Here is a 21,661-nt window from a genome sequence, read left to right as displayed (position 1 = left end):
TCTTATGTACATCGCGGACTATAAAAGATTTGACGTCATCAATGGAAGAGGACTTCGGCATTCCATATTTACATCAGGCTGTACGCATCACTGCAAGGGCTGCTTTAATGCGGCTACATGGAACTTTAATTACGGAGAGCCTTATACCATGGAGTTGGAAGAACGGATCATTGGCGATTTGAATATGCCGGACGTCAATATAGCCGGTCTGTCCATACTAGGCGGCGAGCCGTTTCAAAACGTGGAGGGGCTGCTCGGGCTTGTCTCCAGGGTACGGAGCGAGTGCAGCGGCAAGGATATCTGGATCTGGTCCGGATATACGTTTGAAGAAATCATCGAAGACGAAAGCAGACGGGAACTACTGACCTGTTGCGATGTTCTTATCGATGGGAAATTCATCCTGGAGCGGCGCAACCTGAAACTAAAATGGAGGGGCTCCGACAACCAGCGCGTTATTGACGTGAAGGAAAGCTTGCGAACCATGCAGGCTGTGCCGATGCCCATTTAAGTGCGTGTTACACCTCTAATGTCTAAAGTAACGGCCCTCGTCTTGAAGCCAAGACGGGGGCTTTTGGTTTGGCCCCGCGGAATATTAATGTTATGGGAAAAGGAATATAATAACTCGAGATCCCAAAATAAAGGAGAACGAAGCCGATGACGGATAAAGACCATGAACAGTGGATGGAAAAAGCGATTACCGAGGCGACGGAGAATGTGGCCCAGGGCGAGGGAGGCCCCTTCGGGGCGATTATCGTCAAAGACGGGCAAGTGATCGGAAAAGGGCGGAATTCGGTAACCTCGTTGAACGATCCTACGGCGCATGCCGAGGTCCAGGCGATCCGTGAGGCGTGCCGTCATTTGAACGACTTCGAGTTAAAGGGCTGCGTGATCTATACCAGTTGCGAGCCCTGTCCGATGTGCCTTGGGGCGATTTATTGGTCGCGTCCGGACGCCGTTTATTATGCGGGCACGAAGGAGGATGCCGCTGCCATCGGATTTGACGATCAATTCATCTATGAACAGATCGCCAAGCCGAAGAAGGATCGTTCCATACCGATGATACAGATTCAAACCCAAGACCATTTGCGGCCTTTTCATACCTGGAGAGCATCGAGCGGCAAAATAGAATATTGAAGCGCCCACGGATACTTTCCAGCATTATGACTCCGCTCTTTGCATATATTCCCGCGGGGAAACTCCCTCGACCTTTTTGAAAACTTTGCTGAAATAAAAGGCGCTCTCATAACCCAACCGCTGCGAAATTTCGTAGACCCGGCCATCTCCGCGCAGCATCATTTCCTTGGCGGCCGCGATTTTGGCCTCCGTCACGTATTCCACAAAGCTGACTTTTGCGGTTTTGGCAAACAGATGGCTCAAGTAATTGGGGCTGAAATTGAAAATATCCGCAACATGGTTGAGGGACAGCTTGCTGTCCAGATTCCGTTTGATGTACTCCTGCACATGTCGGACTACCTGCTCCTTATAGCTCTGCTTTCTGGAGGACAGCACCTCGCAGCAGCCGTCGCGGAATTGCACGAGCCAATCGACCACGCCGTCCATCGTATGCTTTTGATAAATCGCACGGTAGCCTTCCGGTTCGTTACCGAAAATATGCTCGACCATATTCTCTCCGTCCGAGAGGAGGGAAGTCGCCATATACAGCAAGTTGCACGCGGCGTCCGTCGCGGGCACCAACAGTTCGGGATGCCCGTCGAAGCTCGAGATCAGTTTGGAAATGAGCGCGTTCAAGGCCTGAATATCCATTTCTTCGAAGGCGCGGCGAATTTCCGAGCGGTACGACGAAAAATCGAAGAGGGAGGAATCCGTCCAGGCCGGTTTATCCTGAGAAAAGAAGACGAAGGATTGTTCATGAACCGCGGCGGGCAACACTTTTCTCGCCGCCAAATAGCTCTCCCGCAGCAGATAAGGATCGTCGACGGCAAATCCGGCGCCTCCGATAATCGTCACATTGAAGTATTTGTGGAGCAGCGTGCTCATGTCGTGCAGCCGATGCTCGACCTCGTTAAGCCATCTCTTCGGGTCAACCGCGGGGACGGGCAGCGTGACGGCAAAGTTCCTCAGATCCAGGCTCGTCACGTAACAGATTCCCGATGCTGCCAGCGTATCTTTCGCCATTTGAACCGTGCTGGTACACAAAGCGACCAGTTTGTCTCCGCGCGGCGGCACGCTGTCCGGACCGAGAATGCGGCAGGTGCAAACCAGATAGGCGGGCGCATCCAGTTCGAGTTCAAGGTCCTCTTTTTGCAGGAGATATTGGTCTCTGCATTCGAACAATTGATTGAACAAACGGATGAAAAATTTGTCCCGGAGTCCTTGTAAATTACTGCGGTAAAGCAGGTTTGGAGGCAGTTCCTCGTGCGTGTATTCCTTTAGAACCTTAATCGCCCTATGGATCGACTCCTTCAGCGTTTCCGGCGTCAGTTCCAGCTTCACCAGATAATCGACCGCCTGCACTTCGATGGCGCTGCGCGCATATTCAAACTCTTCATAGCTGGTCAGGATAATGAAAAGGGGGAGCCGTCCATGTTTTTTTCGCACGGAAGTCGCCACCTCCAGGCCGCTTTTGATCGGCATTTTGATATCGGTCAAAACAATGTCGGGCCGCAGGGCTTCGATCATTTCTTCCGCCTGGGCGCCATTGTGCGCAACGCCAACGATCTCGATCTGGTGGTCTTCCCATCTCAACATCGATTGGAGGCCGATACAAACCAGGGCTTCGTCGTCGGCGATCAGCAATTTAATCATTAAGCTCACCTCGCAGTGTTCTTGATTGTGTCATCAATATTCACTCTTCCGGTAGGGAATCAACATTTTCATTTTGGTGTAAACCCCTTGCAAACTCTCGATAGATAGGCCGTATCTATCGCCGAAAGTCAGCTTCAACCGTTCGTTCACGCTGCGGAGCCCAACCTTCTCGAACATTCCCTTCGGTTCCTGTTCCCGCGAAGAGAGGATGCCGGTAATTTGCTCCTGGCTCAAGCCGATCCCGTCATCCTCGATCGTCACGCCCACATCCCCATGGCCGATTCGCTCGATCGTTACGATAATATGGCCTTTGCCTTTCGGTTCAATGCCATGGAAGATGGCGTTCTCCACCAGCGGCTGCAAAGTAAAACGGGGGATCAAACAGGACAATAGATCCGCGTTCTCAAATCGCGATTCCATCGTAATATTGTTCCCGTACCGATACTTCTGGATTAGGAAGTAGTCGTCCAGCAAGCCGAGCTCGTCTCCCAGAGCCACCAACTTGCGGGGATCCTTGGCGATGCTTCGCAGCAGCCTGGATAGCGAGGTGGTCATCTCCGCGATTCCGGTTGCATTCTGGATCGTGGCCATCCATTTGATCGAATTCAGCGTATTGTACAGGAAGTGCGGATTGATCTGGCTTTGGAGCATCCGGTATTCCAGATCCTGTTTCTGCTTCTCATCCGCCAGGCGGGTTTCCATTAAGGCGACGATGTCTTGGGACAGGCGGTTAATCCCCCGGCCTACATCGCCTAGCTCGCTGTTCCATTCAATATTCCGGTCGATCAGAAAATTGCCCTGGGCAATCTTATCGATCCGTTTTTTTAATTTTTCTACAGGAAGGCTGATCGTACGCGTCAGGTAGTATGTAATGAAGGCGCTAAGTACGATGACGAGAACCACGACTCCAAGCACCAGCAAAAGCCAGATATTCATTTGCGGGAGAATTTCTTTTTCCGATAACGTCTGCGAGAGAGTTATGCCGGGCCTTATCTGGTAAGAAACCGCGATTCGCCGTTCTTTTCCGTCCGCGGCAAGCAAGGACACATCGGTAAGGTTGCCGCTGACCCCGTCCGTCTTGTAGCCGGAAACCCGATAGTCGGCGGAAGAAGGGACAACCTTGCCGTCCTCGATATCGTAATGCTGATCGCCGAGGCTCAGCAGCAATTGGGAATCCGGGGGTAAAGCATAGCCGTTCAGCTTGTCGGTAATCACCGATACATTCGCAAGCAGGTATACGGTCCCGATCCGGGCGGAACGCTCTCCGTAAATCGGCAGCACAAACGGAATGGCGCTGGAGCCCGACAGCGGATCCTTGATGACCCGCTCCCATTCCTCGGTCGAGTCTTCCGTTAATCCGGGCAGAGTGTGGATATTATGGAGAGTTAACGGCATAGACGCGCTGACCAGATTATCCACTTGAAAAAATTTGTTCTTGTGGTCCGTAACGATCAACCTGCGCACGTAGCCGTTCGAACGGTTGATGCGGAAATCCTCCTGCATGGAAGCGAAAACGTGAACGGCATCCATGGAGCTGGCGTCCGGTGATGTGAAATATTCCGTCAGCAGCGTATTCGTTTTGGAATTCGTGCTGCATGTCATGGCCAGCAGGGACAGGTTCAGTAAATCCTGTTCGATGATATGGGATACCAGCTGCAGGTTGAATTCGGTGGCCTGAATGGTTGTTTTCCGCTGGAAATAAGCAATCAGTTCATAGCTGACATAGGACATGAGAGTCGTGATAAGCAGAGCAAAGGCCGCCATGAGCAGGATAACGCGGCTCTTGATGGTGGATTTCCTTCTCGTGGGGGATCACCTCTTCCGAGAGAAATAAAGCGTTTTCATAGATCATAGCACGATTCGGGGGCCTCGTCACAGGGAGGGGAAACAGAAACCAACATTTTTCCATGAATAAATCACAATTTTACAGGTTCAGGCAAGGCGGGTTTCAACGAAATAGAAAAGTGAATGATTTTGATTCAAAAAATGTATGCCCTTTCATCGCGATATCCTTTACGATACATGTAGATTCGGTGTTGCCGGATCAGGCTTTGATATCTAGAGGAAAAGGGGTTAAGAAATGAGACTGAAAAGAATCTTAGGCATTACCCTGGCAACGATTCTTTCGATCGGTTTGCTCGCAGGATGTTCAGGCAAAAACGGAAACAGCGCCGATAACGGAAAGCAAAATGCGAACAATTCTGCAACCGTTTCCAACGATGCGGGCGGAGCCGGCAAAGATCCCGTAACGATAAAATGGGCGCTATGGGATTGGGAAGCCACCGCTTATTACCAGCCTTTGATCGATGCATACAAGAAAGCCAACCCTAACGTAAACATCGAGTATGTCGATCTGGGCTCCACCGATTATATGACCATGCTGAGTACCCAACTTTCCGGTGGTGCCGACCTGGATGTTCTGACGATTAAAGATATTCCCGGCTATGCCAACCTCGTGAAACAAAACCATTTGGAACCGCTGAAGGGCTACATGGGAGAACAAGGGATCGACGCATCCAAATACGGCGGCACGGTAGAACAAATTCAAGTAGGCGAAGAAGTTTATGCGCTTCCTTTCCGCAGCGATTTTTGGCTGATCTACTATAACAAGGATTTGTTCGACAAAGCGGGCGTTCCTTATCCGAGCAACGATATGACACTGGATCAATATGATGAGCTGGCCAGAAAGATGACCTCCGGGAGCGGGGCCGAAAAAGTATACGGAGCCCACTACCATACCTGGCGCAGCGCGGTTCAATTGTTCGGCATTCTTGACGGGCAGCACACGATTCTTGACGGGGAATACGACTTCTTGAAGCCGACGTACGAACGGATTTTGAAAGAGCAGGAGGACGGCATCGTGATGGATTATGCCACCCTGAAAACATCCAGCACGCATTACTCCGGCGTCTTCTATAACAATTCCGTCGCGATGATGAATATGGGCAGCTGGTTCATTGCCACCCAAATCGAGAAAGTCAAGAGCGGAGAGTCGCAAGCCAAGAACTGGGGCATCGTGAAATATCCTCATCCGGATGGCGTTGAACCGGGGACCACGCTCGGTACCATTACTTCCCTGGCCGTCAATCAAAAGTCCAAAAACAAGGAAGCGGCGCTGGATTTCATGAAATTCGTCACCGGGGAAGAAGGCGCGGCCGTGATCGCTTCCACGGGGACCATTCCGGCGATTAAAACGGACGAAGTCGTAAATTCGATCTCCTCCATCGAGGGCTTCCCGAGCGATGAAAACAGCAAGGCGGCTTTGACGACGGCGAAGACGTATCTGGAAATGCCGATGCACGAGAAGAGCGCGGACATCGAAGTGATCCTGAACGAAGTGCATGACAGCATCATGACCAAGAATACGACGATCGACAAAGGCTTGGCGGATATGAAAACGCGGGTGCAGCAGGTTTTGAATAACTAGCTAGTATGCGGGTGTAAATAGGGCGGGCTTGTCCCGCCCTTATTTTAGAAAGGTTATTTTCGGGGCTCCCCCGCAAAGGAATCGGATGAAGCTGCGGATCCGTACGTGACTTTGCGGTTTTTTTGTCCCCGGAAGCTTGTCATAGCCAGAAGGGTTTGGAGGGAAACAAATGCAGAACGAAACCGTATTAGGAACCGAAAAAGCGCCGAAAACAGGCATTTCCAAAAGCGTCAAGGATCATCTGATCGCTTATAGCTTCATTGCCCCGAACTTCATCGGGTTCGCTTTGTTCACGCTCGTGCCGATGATCTTTGCTTTTGTGCTTGCCTTCGTCAAATGGGACGGGGCCAACCCGATGGATTTCATCGGACTCCGGAATTTTGCCCGTCTCCTTCAAGATACGACCTTTCACAAGGCGTTATGGAACACGATCATCTACACCGTAGGCGTCGTTCCGCTTACGATGGTTTGCGCTCTGGGACTTGCCATTCTGCTGAATCAAAAAATATTCGGGCGCAATGTGATGAGAACCGTCTTTTTCTTTCCGTACGTCGCATCGCTGGTTGCGGTGGCGGCCGTATGGAACTTTATTTTCAGTCCGACCATGGGCCCCGTCAACAATATTCTTCACGCCATCAGCGGGATTCCGCTGGAGGAACTGCCCCGCTGGGCCGCGGATAAAGATTGGGCCATGTTTACTGTCGTGCTGTTCACGGTATGGAAAAATATGGGCTACTATATGGTCATCTATCTTGCGGGTCTTCAAGGAGTCAATCCCGAGCTGTACGAAGCTGCCGAACTGGACGGGGCCAATGCCTGGAAAAGATTCCGCAACGTCACCATCCCGCAGTTGGCTCCAACCACGTTTTTCGTGTTGATGATTCTGATCATCAATTCGTTCAAGGTTTACGATATCTTTATCAACCTATTCGCCGGTGCCGACAACCAGCTTAACGATTCCACGAGAGTACTGGTCTACCAGATTTACAACACCGCGTTCCGTTCCCTGGATTACGGCTATGCCAGCGCCATGGCGATCGTGCTGTTCCTGCTTGTGCTGGGCGTCACCATCGTTCAGTTCCGCGGTGAAAAGAAGTATGGAGCATAGGGGGATAACGGATATGGTAGGATCAAACAAAGCGGTTAAAGCTGGCGCAACGTCGATCGCCTATATTTTGCTGGTTGTCGTTATTTTAGGCATGTTGGTGCCTTATGTATGGATGCTGTCTTCCTCACTGAAGCTGAATAAGGATGTCTTCGCCTTTCCGATGCAATGGATTCCCGATCAGCCGCGCTGGGAAAATTATGCCGACATCTGGACGAAGATTCCGCTGGGGACGTTTATTTACAATACGGCAAAGCTGTCGGTCATTGTGACGGTCTTGCAGCTGTTGACGTCCAGCTTTGCCGCTTATGCGTTCTCCAAATTGCATTTCAAAGGAAAGAACATCTTGTTTCTCGGATATATCGCAACCATCGCGATCCCTTGGCAAGCCTACATGGTGCCCCAATTCATCATGATGCGTTCCATGGGGCTCAACAATACGCATCTCGCTATCATTTTGCTGCAAGCTTTTTCCGCCTTCGGGGTATTCCTAATGCGCCAGTTTTACCAAGGCATTCCGGACGAGTTATGCGAGGCGGCCCGGATTGACGGGCTCAGCGAGTACGGCATCTGGTCCAGAATCATGCTGCCGCTGTCGAAGCCCGCGTTATCCACGCTGACGATCTTTACCTTCGTTTCGACGTGGAACGATTTCCTGGGGCCGATGATTTATTTGACCAAGACGGAATTGAAGACGATTCAAATCGGGCTCAGGATGTTTATATCGCAATATTCGGCGGAGTACGGCCTGATTATGGCGGCCAGCGTCATTTCCATTATTCCCGTGCTGTTCGTGTTCCTGGCGCTGCAAAAATACTTCGTGCAGGGCGTCGCTTCATCCGGCATCAAGGGCTGATGAGTGGAATATGAAAGGGGACTACCACCAAGATGAATATGGCCTCACTTTCGGAGCTTGCGCGAAACATGCCTCCAGTTCGTCTGGAGCTATACTATCCGGGCGGCGACGGGGAAAAGTTCTGGAATACGGTGCGTAACGGCGGAGAATACGCGGCCGACGTTGCGGAGATTCGGTCGGAGGGAGAGCGGCTGCTCGCCGTTCGCTCCGAGGAATTGACCTATTCGTTGTTTTCCCTGTATTTCAGGCAGGGCTCAAGGCTGGAATACGAACGGGCATATTTTGAAAAAAGAAGGCGCCTGAACACCTTCGGCATTCTCTCGTTGCTCGAGCCGGATTGCGGGCGGTACGAGGAGGCGTTGATGGATGCGGTCTGGTCAATCTGCTCCGAGGTGACCTGGTGCCTGCCGGCCCATGTCGGCGACGGCGAATCCGTCAAAACCGCGATCGATTTGTTCTCGGCGGAGACCGGTTTTACGCTGGCGGAGCTTCGCTTGTTGCTCGGCGACCGGCTGCCGCCGATGCTTCGGGCGGTGATCGCCGAACTGGTGGATGAGCGGCTGTTCAAACCTTATCTGGAGAACGGACCTTATAGCTGGGAGGAGGCGGAGCACAATTGGTCTGCCGTTTGCGCCGGTTCCATCGGCTCAGCCGCGCTTTTGCTGCTGGACGAAGAGAAGCATCATGAACGGCTGGCCCGGATTCTCGAGAAAACGCAGCGCAGCATGGGCTTTTATTTGCGGGGCTTCGGCGATGACGGAGCCTGTCTAGAAGGACTGGGATACTGGAATTACGGGTTCGGCTATTTTGTGTATTACGCCGATTTGCTGCTGGAGCGAAGCGGAGGCAAGCTGGACTGGTTCGGTGAAGATAAGGTCCGCCGTATCGCCGGGTTCCAGCAAAAGTGTTTTCTCGGCGGCAATGCGGTCGTCAACTTTTCGGATGCGCTTCCCTATGCGGGCGTCCAGTTGGGCTTGTCGAGGTACTTAGCAGCTAAGTATAAAGAAGTCCAGTCACCGCCGTTTTCGCTGAGGACGGATTTTCGCGAGGATCATTGCAGCCGCTGGGCTCCCGCGCTCCGCAATTTGCTGTGGCGCAGCCGTGCAGAGGATGCCGTCGATTGGGACTCTGGCGACGATATGCTCGAGGATGCCGGCTGGATGATCTCCCGAACGGTATCAGAGACGGGGACCTTCGGCTTCGCCGCCAAAGGCGGCCATAATGACGAGCCGCACAATCATAACGATCTGGGCCAGTTCGTTCTGGCCGGCGGGGGGACGTTTTTTCTGTCAGACCTCGGCTGCGGCGAGTATACCAAGGATTATTTCGGAGAGGCCAGGTACGCTTATGACTGCAACGGCTCGCAGGGACATTCCGTCCCGGTGATCGATGGCGGATTTCAGGCCGCAGGCCGCAGCAAAACCGCGACCGTTCTGGAGCGGGCCATCCGCCACTCCGGGAACAGGCTGGCCGTGGAGTTGTCGGCAGCCTACGACTGCGAAGGGCTGGAGTCGTTCACGAGAGCCTGGGAATGGCGGAAGACGGCGTTGCCCGAATTGGAGATGCGGGACGTTTTTCGGTTTACGAACGCTCCGCAGCGGTTGACGGAGCGTTTCGTCTCGTTGATTAAGCCGGCGGAATCGAAAGCAAAAGGGGGACTGCTCCTTTTAGACGGCCCCCTGGGCTTGGAGCTTCACTATGACGGCGAGCGCCTGAGGCCTGAAGTGAGCGAGATGACCTACCGCAATCATTTCGGGGAGGATGCCGTTTGGTACACGCTGGACTTTCATGTGACGAAACCGGAGGCTAACATGGAATTTAGCTTCTTGTTCAAATTCACACATATTTCGCGAAGTGGAGGATCTGATGCAAATGGCGAATGAAGTGGCATGGGTGAACGAGGCTTGGGGGCGATCGCTGAACAAGACGGTGCGGAATACGGCAAGAATCGGCTCAAACTTTCCGCATGCCGGCAAGGACGGGGTCTACGATCTGGCCGAACCCGAATGGTGGACCGCCGGATTCTGGCCGGGGATGCTATGGCTTCTGTATAACGAAAGCGGCAAAGAGGAGCTCAGGCTCATCGCGGAGGAATGCGAAGCCAAGCTGGACCGCGTGCTGGACGCCTATGTCCGGTTGGATCATGACCTCGGCTTCATGTGGACGCTGACGAGCGTAGCGAATTACAAGCTGACCGGCAATGAAACTTCGCGGATCAGAGCCCTCAAGGCGGCCAATTATCTTGCCGCGCGCTTCAATCTGAAGGGGCGGTTTATCCGGGCCTGGAATCCCTGGGCGGAAGGGGAGCGGAATGAAGGCGTTGCCATCATCGACTGCTGCATGAACATGCCTCTCTTGTTTTGGGCTTCCCGGACAAGCGAAGATCCGCGCTTTGCCCATATTGCCGAGGCGCATCTGGATACGGTCGTGAAGCATTTTATCCGCGAAGACGGATCCGTCTACCATATCGTGAACTTTGATCCGGTAACGGGCGAAATGCTGGAAGGCCTGGGAGGACAGGGCTTCGCTCCGGAATCGGCCTGGTCCCGGGGCGCGGCCTGGGCCGTTTACGGACTGACCCTGGCCTATCATCACACCGGCAAGCGCGAATACTTGTCCGCGGCGCAGCGCGCGGCCAATTTCTTTCTGAGCCGCCTGCCGGAAGACCGCGTGCCGGCCTGGGATTTCCGCGCGCCGGAGGAGCTCCGGCAGCTGCGCGATACGTCGGCCGGTTCCTGTGCGGCCAGCGGCCTTATTTTGCTGGCGCAGAAGCTTGGCGGCGAAGATGAAAGGGTTTACTTCTCCGCAGGAGTAAAAATCTTGAAATCGCTATACGAAGCGTACGGCGATTGGAATAATCCGGCGGAGGAAGGACTCCTTCTTCACGGAACCAGCAATTATCCGCAGGGCACGAACGTGGATGTCCCGCTTATTTACGGCGATTACTTCTTTGTCGAAGGACTGGCGCGCCTGAAAGGCTGCGGGCCGTTTTACTGGGAATAGACGAATAAGTGGCGTTAAGCGATTAGAAGAAGAGAGGATGTGGCTTCCATGGAAGGCATTTTGAAATCGATCGATCGCAATCCGCTGAAAGACAAACACGATTTGCAGGAGGCGCTTCGACAGCTGGTAGGGCCGCTGAAGCCGTTGTATGAGGCGGGCGGAAGCCGGTTGCCGATCAAGGGAGGCAGTGCGGGATACGGAGAGGAAATTGCCGGTATGGAGGGGTTTTCCCGTATTCTTTGGGGCATCGTCCCGCATTTGGCGGGGGGCGGCACCGATGAATTATGGGAGAACTGTTTGCGGGGGATTACCTCTGGAACGGATCCGGAGCATGAGCAGTATTGGGGCGAGGTTGGGGATTACGATCAACGCCTGGTGGAGATGGCCGTTCTCGGCATGGCGCTGTGCATGATACCGGAACGCATCTGGGAGCCGCTGGGGGAGCGGGAGCGCCGCAACCTGCATCGGTGGCTGAATTCGATCAATTCCCATCCTTGCCATGACTGCAATTGGCTGTTCTTTCATGTCATGGTCAACATGGGCTTTTACAAGACCGGGCAACCGTACGACAAAGAGCAGATGGAGAAAAACCTGCGTCGCATCGAGGAGTTTTATCTTGGCGGCGGATGGTACAGCGACGGCCTGGGCGGACATAGCGACTATTATGTGCCGTTTGCGATCCATTATTACGGACTGGTCTACTCCCGGGTTATGGAGAAGGAAGATCCGGAACGCTCCCGGCGCTTCAAGAAACGCGCCATGACTTTCGCATCGGACTTCATTCAATGGTTTTCGCCGGACGGAGCCGCTTTGGCCTACGGACGCAGCATGACGTATCGCTTCGCCCAATCCGCTTTCTGGAGCGCGCTTGCCTATGCGGAAGCCTACACCGATACCCTCACCCCCGGCGTCGTGAAGGGGTTAATCCTGCGCAATCTCCGCTGGTGGTTCAAGCAGCCCATCTTTGACGCCGGCGGCGTTTTGACCGTGGGCTATGCCTATCCGAATCTGGTGATGGCGGAGAACTACAATTCGCCGGGTTCCCCTTATTGGGCGCTGAAAACATTCCTGGTACTAGCCCTGGGGGACACGGATCGATTCTGGAGCGAGCCGGAACAGGATTTGCCGGAACTACCCGGCTTGGCCGTCCAGAAAGAGCCTCATCTGGTGCTATGCCGCCAGGAAGGCACCGGACATGTCGCCGCCTTCAACGCCGGTCACCTGTCGACGAATGAACATACCCACACCTCGGCCAAATACGAAAAGTTTGCTTATTCCTCCGCATTCGGCTTCAGCGTGCCTAGAGCCGAATGGGGGCTAGGCCAGGCGGCGATGGATTCGATGCTCGGTCTCTGCGAGCGCGACAATCTGTTCCGCGTCCGTCGCAAGAATGAAGAGACCTGGATTCGCGGTCATGTCTTGTACGCTAGATGGTTGCCATGGTCCAACGTGGAGGTAGAGACCTGGATTGCGGCGGGACTTCCGTGGCACGTCCGGGTTCACCGGATCACGACAGGACGTAGTCTCGATGCCGCAGAGGGCGGATTTGCGCTCGCTTTGCAGGAAGAGCAGTCCATTTCGGAGAACGGGACGGAAATTTCCGCCGTCAATGCTGCGGGCCGTTCGGGCATACACGGTCTCATGGGTTATACGGAGGGGCTGATGGTGTATCCGAATGCAAACACCAATCTGCTGCATCCCCGTACGGTTCTCCCGACGTTAAAGGCCGTGCTGGAGCCGGGAACCCATGTGCTGGCGGCGGCGATATACGGTCAGCCCGGGAGCGGCGCGGGACCCGAGCTTGCAGTAGCGCTTCATGAGCTGGGTGTGACCGTGGAGCGGGACAGTCTGGCGATGAAGCTGGAAGATGGGCCTATATTGCGAATTACGGCGGATCGTTCGTAGGAGGAACTCCGTCAAATCCTTGAGGATGAAAATGAAAAACCGTCCCTGAGCCTGCCGGAAATTTCCGGCGAGTCAGGGACGGTTTGTATTTTTGGCGGTATAACGATTTAAGAACTCAAGGGTAGATGGAGATGTCGCTGTCCGGGTCGCAATTTTTGACGATGGCTTTTACCCGGGGTATCTCCCAACGGTTGACTTTGTATTTGAGCAGCTGATGGGTGCCGTCCTTCGGGGCTTCACCGACATAAGTGGCGCTGCGGTTTAGATAGCGGACCAGCGATTTTTGAATTTCGGCGCATTCCCGGCTTTCAATATGAACGAGGACGTTGAATTTCACGCCGAACAGCGGGATTTTCACCGATTCATATGCCAAAATATACGCGGTAACCGAGTAAACGGCCTCTTGAAAACCAAAATAAAAACCGGCTGCCAGAAGGATGAGACAATTAAACAAATGTATGGTCCCATCCACCAGAAACCATTTGTTGCTGGCGTGAAACTTTTCCGCGACTTGCTTCGACACCGTATCCAAGGCCCCGCCGAAGCGTAAGGCGAGCCCGATCCCAAATCCGAGGCAGAGGCCTCCGGCCACCGCGGCCGACAACGCATCTCCCATCAAGGCAGGGTAGGGATGGAGCATTATGGTCCCCAACGAAAATACGAAAAGACCGAATATCGTAAATACCGCAAAGGATGCGTCGATATTTTTCCGCTGTAGAAAGAGTAAAGGCAAGTTCATCAGAAACAAAAACAATCCCAGCTTCATTTCGGTCTGGAGCGCGAAGAGCGCGGACAAGCCCGTTATTCCGCCGACAACGATCCCATGCGGCATCAAAAACAGCTCCAGCCCCACGGCCGCAAGCCCTGCTCCGATCATCACGCCGAGGAAATTAATGAAGATCGAAGAAAAGGTTCCGGGATTCCGGCGACCGTTTGCCGGAGAATCCGCCGTAATCTTCAATTTCAAACCAACACCCCTTTTCGAGGAGGGTAACCCGGTTCGACGAGAACCTAACAACTATGAAGACGGGGGGAGGTTTAACCAGCGGGAATCTGATGTTACGAGGAAAACCGGAAATGAAACGAAAGAGGGCCGACAGCCATTCCGATCGTAATATCAAAAGGAAGGACAGCGACCCATTTTTTAACGGAATCAGCCTTTGGATCAGACGCTCCCATTCATGAGAATATGTCTGATTTGCTGTTGGTGGAGTCTTTCCCCGATCACCACGACGAGAGCGTCGGCGGTAAGCAGGAGATCCGCACCCGGATTCACATGTTTTTTCTGGTTTTTCTCGATAACGGCGATAATGGTCGCACCGGAACGTTGGCGTATACGCAATTCGCCGATGGTTTTCCCGATCGCTTTATAATTAGGTTCAAGACGATACCACTCAATGATCAGATCCCCAAGCGCGACCTCGATATTTTCGAGTGCCGTCGGTTGATAGGTTACGCCGCCGATAATCGCGGAAATATATTTTGCCTCATCATCATCCAAAGTAACCATGGAAATGCTGTCTTCCCGATTTTCTTCTTCAAAATGATAAAGTTCGCGCCGGCCGTCATCGTGAATGATGATCGCCAGCTTTTCTCCGCTTCGGGTTTCAATGACGAATTTCTTACCTATGCCTGGTAAATCCGTTTCTTTGAGATTCATTTGGTCCAGCCTCCAGAGTTCATAATTGCCATGCCTTATTCAGGAATGGAGAAGATTAAATTGATAAAGAGCCTGCTGCGCAGCCAGGCTGTGCAGCTCAGGCTTCTAAGCCACAAACATGCTCGTAAATTTGATCGGCATCAGCCTGATCTTTTTTAATAGGCAATAAAACAACGGCCTGAAAGAGACCCGCGGAACGGCAAGCAAGATCAAGGCCGCGACAGTAGCCGTACCGACAGGAAGCGGCATTTTATCGATCACCAGCTTCCCCGGATGGGAAGCGTGAAGACGCCCGGAAATTTTGTGGGCGCGGCCTGTATGCTCGACCTCATAGGCATCCGTCAGGTTCTCGCTGCTCCCCGTAGACGGGGACTGGCCATGCAAGGGTAACAGCATGAAAAATGCTAGGACAAGCACTGCAATTGAAGGCAAAATACGTTGTTTTCGCATTTTCACGGTCATCCTCCCTTACTTGGCAGGGTTTATTAAAAGGATAGCATAGAATGGCTTTGATCTCAAAAGGAAAAGGCTTAAAAATAACGAACTAGAATATATATGCTGGAGACCACGATCGATAACAACATCAACGGAAAACCATACTTCAGATATTTCACGAACGTGATCGGTTCGCCCTCTTTGGCGGACATCCCCGCGGCAATCAGATTGGCGCTCGCGCCGATCAGGGTGCCGTTTCCTCCAAGGCAGGCGCCTAACGCAAGACTCCACCACAACGGTTCCAGATTGGAAATTCCCATGCTCCCCATGTCCTGGATCATCGGAATCATCGTGGCCACAAACGGGATATTGTCGAGAAAAGCCGATGCAATCGCGCTTAGCCACAAAATAAGCATAGATGTAAACAAAGGATCCCCGCCGGTCAAATCGATGGCCCGCTCGGCCAACTGTTTAATGGTACCTGTTTCGATTAATCCGCCGACGAGAACGAATAAGCCGATAAAAAAGAAGATCGTCGGCCATTCCACATTGCGAAACGCTCTTTCCATCACATGCTCGCCTGTCAAAAGCAAGAGCAAAAACGCACCCGCCAACGCAACGGTCGCGGATTCCAGATGAAACGTTTGATGCATAAAGAATCCGATCAGGGTTACCGCAAGGATCGTTAAGCATTTGACCAGCAGCTTCCGGTCCGTAATGAGCCCGTCGAGACTCATCTTCATCATGGATTCCCGGCTTTCCTCGGTGGTTCTCAACCCTTTGCGGAACAGAAGCACCAGCAGCGGCAAAGTAATCGCCAGAATGATCAAGGCAATCGGTGTCATATTCGCCAAAAATGCCGTAAAGGTCAATTCCTTGACGGCGCTGCCGATCATGATGTTCGGCGGATCTCCGATTAAGGTGGCCGTACCTCCGATATTCGAGGCGACGATGAGAGAGAACACATAAGGGAATGTCTTCACTTTTAGCTTGCGGGTAATGCTGAAAGCGACGGGAACCATCAATATAATGGTCGTCACATTGTCCAGAAAGGCGGACCCGACGGCAGTGATCAAGGCGAGCAGCCATAAGATCGTGATCGGATTTCCTTTCGCCTTTTTCGCCGTCCATATCCCGATATAGTTGAAGATCCCTGTCTCTGCCGTCGTGTTGACGATAATCATCATCCCTACCAACAGGCCCAGCGTGTTGAAGTCGATATGGTGAATCGCCGTCTCTTGGTCAATGATCCCCAAAACGATCATCAGTACGGCACCGGCCATTGCCAGCAGCGTCCGATGAATTTTCTCCGTAATAATAAGTGCATAGGTCAGCAAAAAGATGCCGATCGCCAAAATGGCTTGTTGTTCCATTGTAAACCCCTCCTTGAATGCTTTGACAGAACGGAACGCCTTAAAGATAACCGTGAAGGGGCCGAATTATGCCTAAAATCACCGAAAAAAGACAAAAAGAGCCCGCATCATGGCAGGCTCCTCCGATTACTATCATTTTCTGTTGTTTGCTTACGCATATATCATTATATGACGGGCTCCATGAATTTGTAAAGAGAGGGCCGTTCCAAGAGAGGATTCCGCTGCCTGGCCCGAGGCGGACGGGGACCTCGACTTAAGTCCAGGTTCAAAAACCGTCCGCGGTCCGTTTTGAAGAAACCGAATCGGGCCTAGAATAGAGTCATAAGGTTGATCAAATGAGAGGCGGTGAACAAACAATGAAAACGAATCGGCCCAATGGTTTCGCGATGATCCTTATTGCCCTTGGCATTTTGATTCTGCTGGGCAAACTGACTCCGTTCCTTGGAAGTATTTTCGGACTGGTGATTGCGGTGATTATGATCGGTCTCGGCTATTACGGTATACGGCGCGGTAACGCCTTCTTCGGATGGGTGATCCTCTTCTTCGGGGTTATTTCCTTGATATCCAAGCTGGCGTGGCTGATCGTTCCGGCGATCGGAATCGGCTTGATCATTTATGGAATCTCGTCGCTGAAAGGCAGACGGAGTTACTGATCTATAGATAACGGGAATCGTGAAACGAAGAATCAATAACCGAAAGGCTAGGAGGGATAGGAAGTCATGAGTGTGTTTCGTCGAGTACGGGATATTACGGTAGCAACTTTAAATGAACGCCTGGAACAATCCCAGGACCCGGTGCGGTTGATCGATCAGTTTCTGATTGAAACCCGCCAGGAAATTGCCGAAGCGGAGAAATTGCATCATCAATACTCCGGCCATACGAAGCAATTAAAGCAGCAGGTGGACCAGGCGACGACGATGAGAAACAAACGTGAAGAACAAGCGCTGCTTGCCCTTAAAGCGGGTGAAGAGCATTTAGCCAAGCTGGCATTGCAGGAAAAAATGCTGTACGACGAAAAAATCGAGCAATATTCGGGCCTGTATACGCAAAGCCTGGAATCGCTGCAGGAGCTGGAGCATCAGCTCCATGAACTGAAGACCGAGTATCAGGTGGTCTACAGCAAACGGCAGTACTATTATGCAAGAATGGAAACCTTGCGCTTGCAGCAGCGGATGAACGAACGGATGAACGGATACGGAATGCAGGACGTTCCGAAAATGTTTAACCGTCTGGAAGACCGAGTATCCGATATGGAATGGGAAGCCCGCAGCCTGCGCGATTTGCGCAGAGCAGGCCAGGATTTCATCAATCAGGCCGGGTCCGCGATTCAATCGACACTGGAACAGGAGCTCTCCCGTTTGAAGCAGAAGCTGAATGACAAAGGAGAGGTGTAATGCAAATGGGCAAAGGAAGATTATACCGCTCTAGACGCGACAGATGGTTAAGCGGTTTGCTCGGCGGACTGGGCGAGTACTTCGGAATCAGTTCGACGGCACTGCGGGTCATCACAATATTCAGTGTATTTTTTACGGGCGGAACAACGATCTTTATCTACTTGATCGCGGCCCTCGTCGTTTCCAAGGAACCTTACGATCCGTTTGATCCTTATTTCAAGAACGGTTGGCAGGGCGGCGGTTATAACGGTTATAACGGATACGGCAACGGCTATGGCGGAAACGGCGGCTATGGCGGAGGCGGCGCAGGCGCTCCGGGACAACCCGGCTTCGGGTACGGTCCACGGCGTCCGGAACAGCCACCGTACGGCGGAGCTCCTTTCGGGGGCCATCCCGGTGCAGCCGGTTTCGGCGCCAAAGAAACATCCAACCTTGATTCCATGATGGAAGATATCGAAAAGAAAGCGATGAAAAAAGAACTGGAAGAGCTTCGTAAAAAGCTTTCCGACTATGAGAAGGGAGAAGTGTAAAAAATGGGAGTATTCAAAAGAATTAAAGATATTACAAAAGCATCCGTAAATGATTTGCTGGATAAAGTAGAGGATCCGATTGTCATGCTTAATCAATATCTGCGTGACATGGAAGCGGAAATCCGCGACGCGGAGGTAACGGTAGCCAAACAAATGGCGAATGAACGCAGAATGAAGCAGCGCCTGGACGAAGCGGTACGCATTTCGGCACAGAGAGAAGCGCAAGCGGAACTGGCCCTGAGAAACGGTCAGGAAGAAGTAGCCCGCAAGCTGCTTGAAGAAAAAATCCACTTCGATCAAAAACAAACGGAATTCAGCGAGCTTCATGCTCAATCCGAGGCGCAAGCCAACGAACTCAAACAGCAGCTCCATGAAATGAAGGACGAATTCTACAAGCTGCGGAACAAACGCAACGAGCTCGTAAGCCGTGCGCAAATGGCCAAAGCGAGAAAACAAATGTCTCAAATCAGCAGCCTGCATACGATCGAAAGCGGCAACGCTTCGCTCGGATTCCACCGGATGGAAGAGAAGATTATGCAAATGGAGGCTGAAGCCGAGGTAGCGGGCGTAGTGTACCGCGGCACATCTTCCCCGGCCTACATCAATCCGGCTGACGCCGAAAAACAATTGAAGGTAGACGCTCAACTCGAAGCGTTGAAAGCGAAGCTGAGTCCTTCCGAAAAACGCGAAGAAAGCGCAGAATAACAGCTACACAGTTTGCAGGACAATATGGTATGCTAGATTGGGCAAAGCCATGCGGTATGGATTCTAACTCTATACCGTTATGGCTTTTCCAACTTAATGACCGGCAGGAGGTGCGGCATGGACAAACATAAAAGATTCCTCGCCATCGGCTTGATCGGACTTGGTGTTTTGATGATTTTCGGCAAATGGCTAAGTTTTTTGACCATGGTCGCTCTCTTTTTGATCGGTTACGGGATCTATAAGATCCGGCAGGGCGAGGAAACGCGGACCGGTTATATTTTGCTCGCCGTTGGCGGAGGTCTGATTCTGCTGGATAATTTCATGCTGGTAGTGGCGATCGTTATGATCTCGCTGGGCCTATATTACGCAAAGATCCGCAAATCCCAGCCGCAGGGCGGGCTTGTTCAGAAACAAAGCATTACCTCCAGCATACATTGGGATCGGGATCCCTGGATGCTGCGGAATACGAGCATGTGGCATGTGCTCGGCGAGCTCGACATTGACATGTCGCTCGCGATCACGGAAGGCTCCAATCATATATTGATGTTCAACGGCATCGTCGGCGATATTGATCTCGCCATATCCGAGGATTACGGGGTTGAGATCGAGGCGTTTATTCTGTTCGGGCAAATTGAATTCGGCCAAGACCGGGAAACCGGGATGATGAATAAACTGTACTGGAAATCGCCGAACTATGACCAGCGTGACCAAAAAGTGAAAATAATGATCTCCTATTTGGTAGGAGATGTAGATATAAGATTAACTTAAGACGGGAGGACCGCTTTCGCATGAAAAAAAAGAAGCCAGGGAACATCGTTTCCCGCAGTATGCGGGAGGGGATTCTCCTTTGTTTTATCCTGCTGGCTGTCGTCGTCTACGTACTTTATACATACGGTTATTTTACGCCGCAGACCAGCTGGAAAACGGGGGTTCAGGCAGGCTTGACGTTCCTGACCCTGCTTTTGGGCATTGGCGCGGCATTCGGCTTTTATCAAGGCTACCGATACAAACGCAAGCTTGACCTGCTTCGCGATTCGCTTTTGCAATGGGAAAAAGGGAACCAGACCGGCACGGTGCCGAAGCTCGGAGATGATGAAATCGGCGGGCTTGGGGAACAACTGGAGCGAATCGGCAAACGTTGGGAAGAGCAGGTGAGCTCGCTGCAGCGGCTTTCCACGCATAATGCCCAGCTTGCGGAGCAAGCCCGGGTTTCGGCGATCGTAGAGGAGAGGCAGAGGCTTGCACGTGAGCTTCATGATGCCGTATCCCAGCAGCTGTTTGCGATATCGATGACGGCTACGGCGGTGGGGCGAACGCTTGAGAAAGACTTTGACAAGGCCAGGCGCCAGGTGGAGCTGATCGAGGAAATGGCTTCGGTCGCCCAATCGGAAATGAGGGCGCTCCTGCTCCATCTTCGCCCGGTTTATTTGGAGGGCAAGGAATTATCGCAAGGTTTGCGGGAGCTTGTTAAAGAGCTTACGACCAAGGTGCCGATGGATCTGTCATTGGAGATGGACGAGGACCTGAGGCTTGGAAAAGGAATCGAGAATCATCTGTTCCGGATTATCCAGGAAGCCATGTCCAACACGTTGCGTCACGCCAAAGCGGACAAGATGGAAATCCGCGTTCACCGTAAAGGAGAGACGGTTAAAGTGTCGCTCCGGGACAACGGGATCGGCTTTCAATTGGACGACAAAAAGCAAGCTTCTTACGGCTTGTCGACGATGCAGGAAAGAGTTCACGAAGTCGGCGGCTCCATTCAGTTTATTACCGCCCCCGGGAAGGGGACGCGGATTGAAATTACGGTTCCGATATTGAATGAGGAAAGCGGAGGGGATGAGGATCATGGAGTCGGAAATGGACAAGAACATTAATGTGCTGCTGGTCGATGACCATGAAATGGTCCGGATCGGCTTGGCGGCCGTGCTGGGCACCGAAGAAGGGATCGAAGTCGTCGGCGAGGCCAGCAGCGGTGAAGAAGGCATCAGGCTGGCGCAGGAATACAAGCCGGACGTCGTGCTCATGGATCTGGTCATGGAAGGCATGGACGGAATCGAAGCGACGCGGCAGCTGCTTAAGCTTTATCCGGAATGCAAAGTCATCGTGCTTACCAGTTATCTCGACGACGAAAAGATGTACCCTGTGATCGAGGCCGGCGCATTCAGTTACCTGCTCAAGACGTCGCGGGCTTCCGAAATCGCCGAAGCGATTCGTGCCGCGGTCAGAGGGCAGTCCGTGCTCGAATCCCAGGTAGCCTCCAAAATGATGAACCGGTTCCGTCAGCCAAAGCCGGAAACGCCGGCCCATGAAGATTTGACCGAACGCGAAATGGATGTGCTTCGCCTGCTCGCCCAGGGGAAATCGAATCAGGACATTGCGGATGATTTGATCATCGGCATCAAAACGGTCAAATTCCACGTGACTAATATATTGGCTAAATTGGGCGTGGAAGACCGGACGCAGGCGGCAATTTACGCATACAAAAACGGTTTGGCGGAATAA

The 21,661-nt window shown here is 52.5% G+C and carries 21 protein-coding genes; 15 read left to right on the top strand and 6 right to left on the bottom strand.

The genetic code is table 11. From position 1 onward, the window contains the following. Window positions 1-4 precede the first annotated feature (4 nt). Both nrdG and ACSFXJ_RS21505 read left to right on the top strand, forming a co-directional pair. The gene (gene nrdG, locus ACSFXJ_RS21510) at window positions 5-508 is read left to right on the top strand and encodes an anaerobic ribonucleoside-triphosphate reductase activating protein (protein ID WP_435925830.1); all 504 of its coding nucleotides are present in this window, start codon (window positions 5-7) and stop codon (window positions 506-508) included. 146 nt (window positions 509-654) lie between these two features. Next, window positions 655-1,134, top strand: a complete 480-nt coding sequence (locus ACSFXJ_RS21505) for a nucleoside deaminase (RefSeq protein ID WP_435922400.1) — start codon at window positions 655-657, stop codon at window positions 1,132-1,134. A gap of 24 nt (window positions 1,135-1,158) precedes the next feature. Here ACSFXJ_RS21505 and ACSFXJ_RS21500 read toward each other — a convergent pair whose 3' ends face one another. Both ACSFXJ_RS21500 and ACSFXJ_RS21495 read right to left on the bottom strand, forming a co-directional pair. Continuing rightward, window positions 1,159-2,766 (bottom strand): response regulator transcription factor, encoded by a 1,608-nt coding sequence (locus tag ACSFXJ_RS21500; protein ID WP_435922399.1) that lies wholly within the window; start codon window positions 2,764-2,766, stop codon window positions 1,159-1,161. Between the two features lie 33 nt (window positions 2,767-2,799). Beyond that, the gene (locus ACSFXJ_RS21495) at window positions 2,800-4,530 is read right to left on the bottom strand and encodes a sensor histidine kinase (protein WP_435922398.1); all 1,731 of its coding nucleotides are present in this window, start codon (window positions 4,528-4,530) and stop codon (window positions 2,800-2,802) included. A gap of 316 nt (window positions 4,531-4,846) precedes the next feature. On the opposite strand from ACSFXJ_RS21495, the gene ACSFXJ_RS21490 reads away from it, so the two are divergent. The 6 genes from ACSFXJ_RS21490 (at window position 4,847) to ACSFXJ_RS21465 (ending at window position 13,062) form a co-directional block, all read left to right on the top strand. Further along, window positions 4,847-6,193, top strand: a complete 1,347-nt coding sequence (locus ACSFXJ_RS21490) for an ABC transporter substrate-binding protein (protein WP_435922397.1) — start codon at window positions 4,847-4,849, stop codon at window positions 6,191-6,193. A gap of 169 nt (window positions 6,194-6,362) precedes the next feature. Further along, on the top strand, window positions 6,363-7,301 hold the full coding sequence (locus ACSFXJ_RS21485; protein WP_435922396.1) for a carbohydrate ABC transporter permease: 939 nt from the start codon (window positions 6,363-6,365) through the stop codon (window positions 7,299-7,301). A gap of 13 nt (window positions 7,302-7,314) precedes the next feature. Then, window positions 7,315-8,154 carry a carbohydrate ABC transporter permease gene (locus ACSFXJ_RS21480; protein ID WP_435922395.1) on the top strand — a complete coding sequence of 280 codons (840 nt, stop codon included), beginning with the start codon at window positions 7,315-7,317 and terminating at the stop codon, window positions 8,152-8,154. A gap of 32 nt (window positions 8,155-8,186) precedes the next feature. Beyond that, window positions 8,187-10,037 (top strand): hypothetical protein, encoded by a 1,851-nt coding sequence (locus ACSFXJ_RS21475; RefSeq protein ID WP_435922394.1) that lies wholly within the window; start codon window positions 8,187-8,189, stop codon window positions 10,035-10,037. After that, window positions 10,027-11,157 carry a glycoside hydrolase family 88 protein gene (locus ACSFXJ_RS21470; protein ID WP_435922392.1) on the top strand — a complete coding sequence of 377 codons (1,131 nt, stop codon included), beginning with the start codon at window positions 10,027-10,029 and terminating at the stop codon, window positions 11,155-11,157. Before ACSFXJ_RS21475 ends, ACSFXJ_RS21470 begins: the two co-directional genes overlap by 11 nt. A gap of 48 nt (window positions 11,158-11,205) precedes the next feature. Then, window positions 11,206-13,062 (top strand): DUF2264 domain-containing protein, encoded by a 1,857-nt coding sequence (locus ACSFXJ_RS21465; RefSeq protein WP_435922391.1) that lies wholly within the window; start codon window positions 11,206-11,208, stop codon window positions 13,060-13,062. A 115-nt stretch (window positions 13,063-13,177) separates the two neighbouring features. Here ACSFXJ_RS21465 and ACSFXJ_RS21460 read toward each other — a convergent pair whose 3' ends face one another. The 4 genes from ACSFXJ_RS21460 to ACSFXJ_RS21445 form a co-directional block, all read right to left on the bottom strand. Continuing rightward, window positions 13,178-14,029: a YitT family protein gene (locus ACSFXJ_RS21460; protein ID WP_435922390.1), complete on the bottom strand. Its 852-nt coding sequence runs from the start codon at window positions 14,027-14,029 to the stop codon at window positions 13,178-13,180. 198 nt (window positions 14,030-14,227) lie between these two features. After that, a complete protein-coding gene (locus ACSFXJ_RS21455; RefSeq protein ID WP_435922389.1) occupies window positions 14,228-14,722 on the bottom strand; it encodes a cation:proton antiporter regulatory subunit in 495 nt (164 codons plus the stop codon). A 105-nt stretch (window positions 14,723-14,827) separates the two neighbouring features. Next, window positions 14,828-15,172: a hypothetical protein gene (locus tag ACSFXJ_RS21450; protein WP_435922388.1), complete on the bottom strand. Its 345-nt coding sequence runs from the start codon at window positions 15,170-15,172 to the stop codon at window positions 14,828-14,830. Window positions 15,173-15,252: 80 nt separating this feature from the next. Further along, complete coding sequence (locus ACSFXJ_RS21445; RefSeq protein ID WP_435922387.1) at window positions 15,253-16,530, bottom strand: SLC13 family permease; 1,278 nt, start codon at window positions 16,528-16,530, stop codon at window positions 15,253-15,255. A 356-nt stretch (window positions 16,531-16,886) separates the two neighbouring features. Between ACSFXJ_RS21445 and ACSFXJ_RS21440 the strand changes: the two genes are divergently transcribed. From ACSFXJ_RS21440 to ACSFXJ_RS21410, 7 genes are all read left to right on the top strand, one after another. Continuing rightward, entirely contained in the window at window positions 16,887-17,183 is a 297-nt protein-coding gene (locus ACSFXJ_RS21440; RefSeq protein ID WP_435922386.1) for a hypothetical protein, read from the top strand. A gap of 66 nt (window positions 17,184-17,249) precedes the next feature. Further along, a complete protein-coding gene (locus tag ACSFXJ_RS21435; RefSeq protein WP_435922385.1) occupies window positions 17,250-17,924 on the top strand; it encodes a PspA/IM30 family protein in 675 nt (224 codons plus the stop codon). Window positions 17,925-17,929: 5 nt separating this feature from the next. Continuing rightward, a complete protein-coding gene (locus ACSFXJ_RS21430; RefSeq protein WP_435925829.1) occupies window positions 17,930-18,454 on the top strand; it encodes a PspC domain-containing protein in 525 nt (174 codons plus the stop codon). A gap of 3 nt (window positions 18,455-18,457) precedes the next feature. Beyond that, window positions 18,458-19,159 (top strand): PspA/IM30 family protein, encoded by a 702-nt coding sequence (locus tag ACSFXJ_RS21425; protein ID WP_435922384.1) that lies wholly within the window; start codon window positions 18,458-18,460, stop codon window positions 19,157-19,159. Window positions 19,160-19,276: 117 nt separating this feature from the next. Further along, window positions 19,277-19,927, top strand: coding sequence for a cell wall-active antibiotics response protein LiaF (gene liaF, locus ACSFXJ_RS21420; RefSeq protein ID WP_435922383.1), 651 nt, complete (start codon window positions 19,277-19,279; stop codon window positions 19,925-19,927). Window positions 19,928-19,947: 20 nt separating this feature from the next. After that, complete coding sequence (locus ACSFXJ_RS21415; protein WP_435922382.1) at window positions 19,948-21,033, top strand: histidine kinase; 1,086 nt, start codon at window positions 19,948-19,950, stop codon at window positions 21,031-21,033. Further along, window positions 21,017-21,661: a response regulator gene (locus ACSFXJ_RS21410; protein WP_435925828.1), complete on the top strand. Its 645-nt coding sequence runs from the start codon at window positions 21,017-21,019 to the stop codon at window positions 21,659-21,661. The genes ACSFXJ_RS21415 and ACSFXJ_RS21410 overlap by 17 nt, the downstream gene beginning before the upstream one ends.

The organism is Paenibacillus salivarius, assembly GCF_051307165.1.
GTDB lineage: Bacteria > Bacillota > Bacilli > Paenibacillales > Paenibacillaceae > Fontibacillus.
The sequence above is the reverse complement of the archived record's forward strand: the minus strand, read 5'-3'. Positions and strand labels throughout refer to the sequence as shown.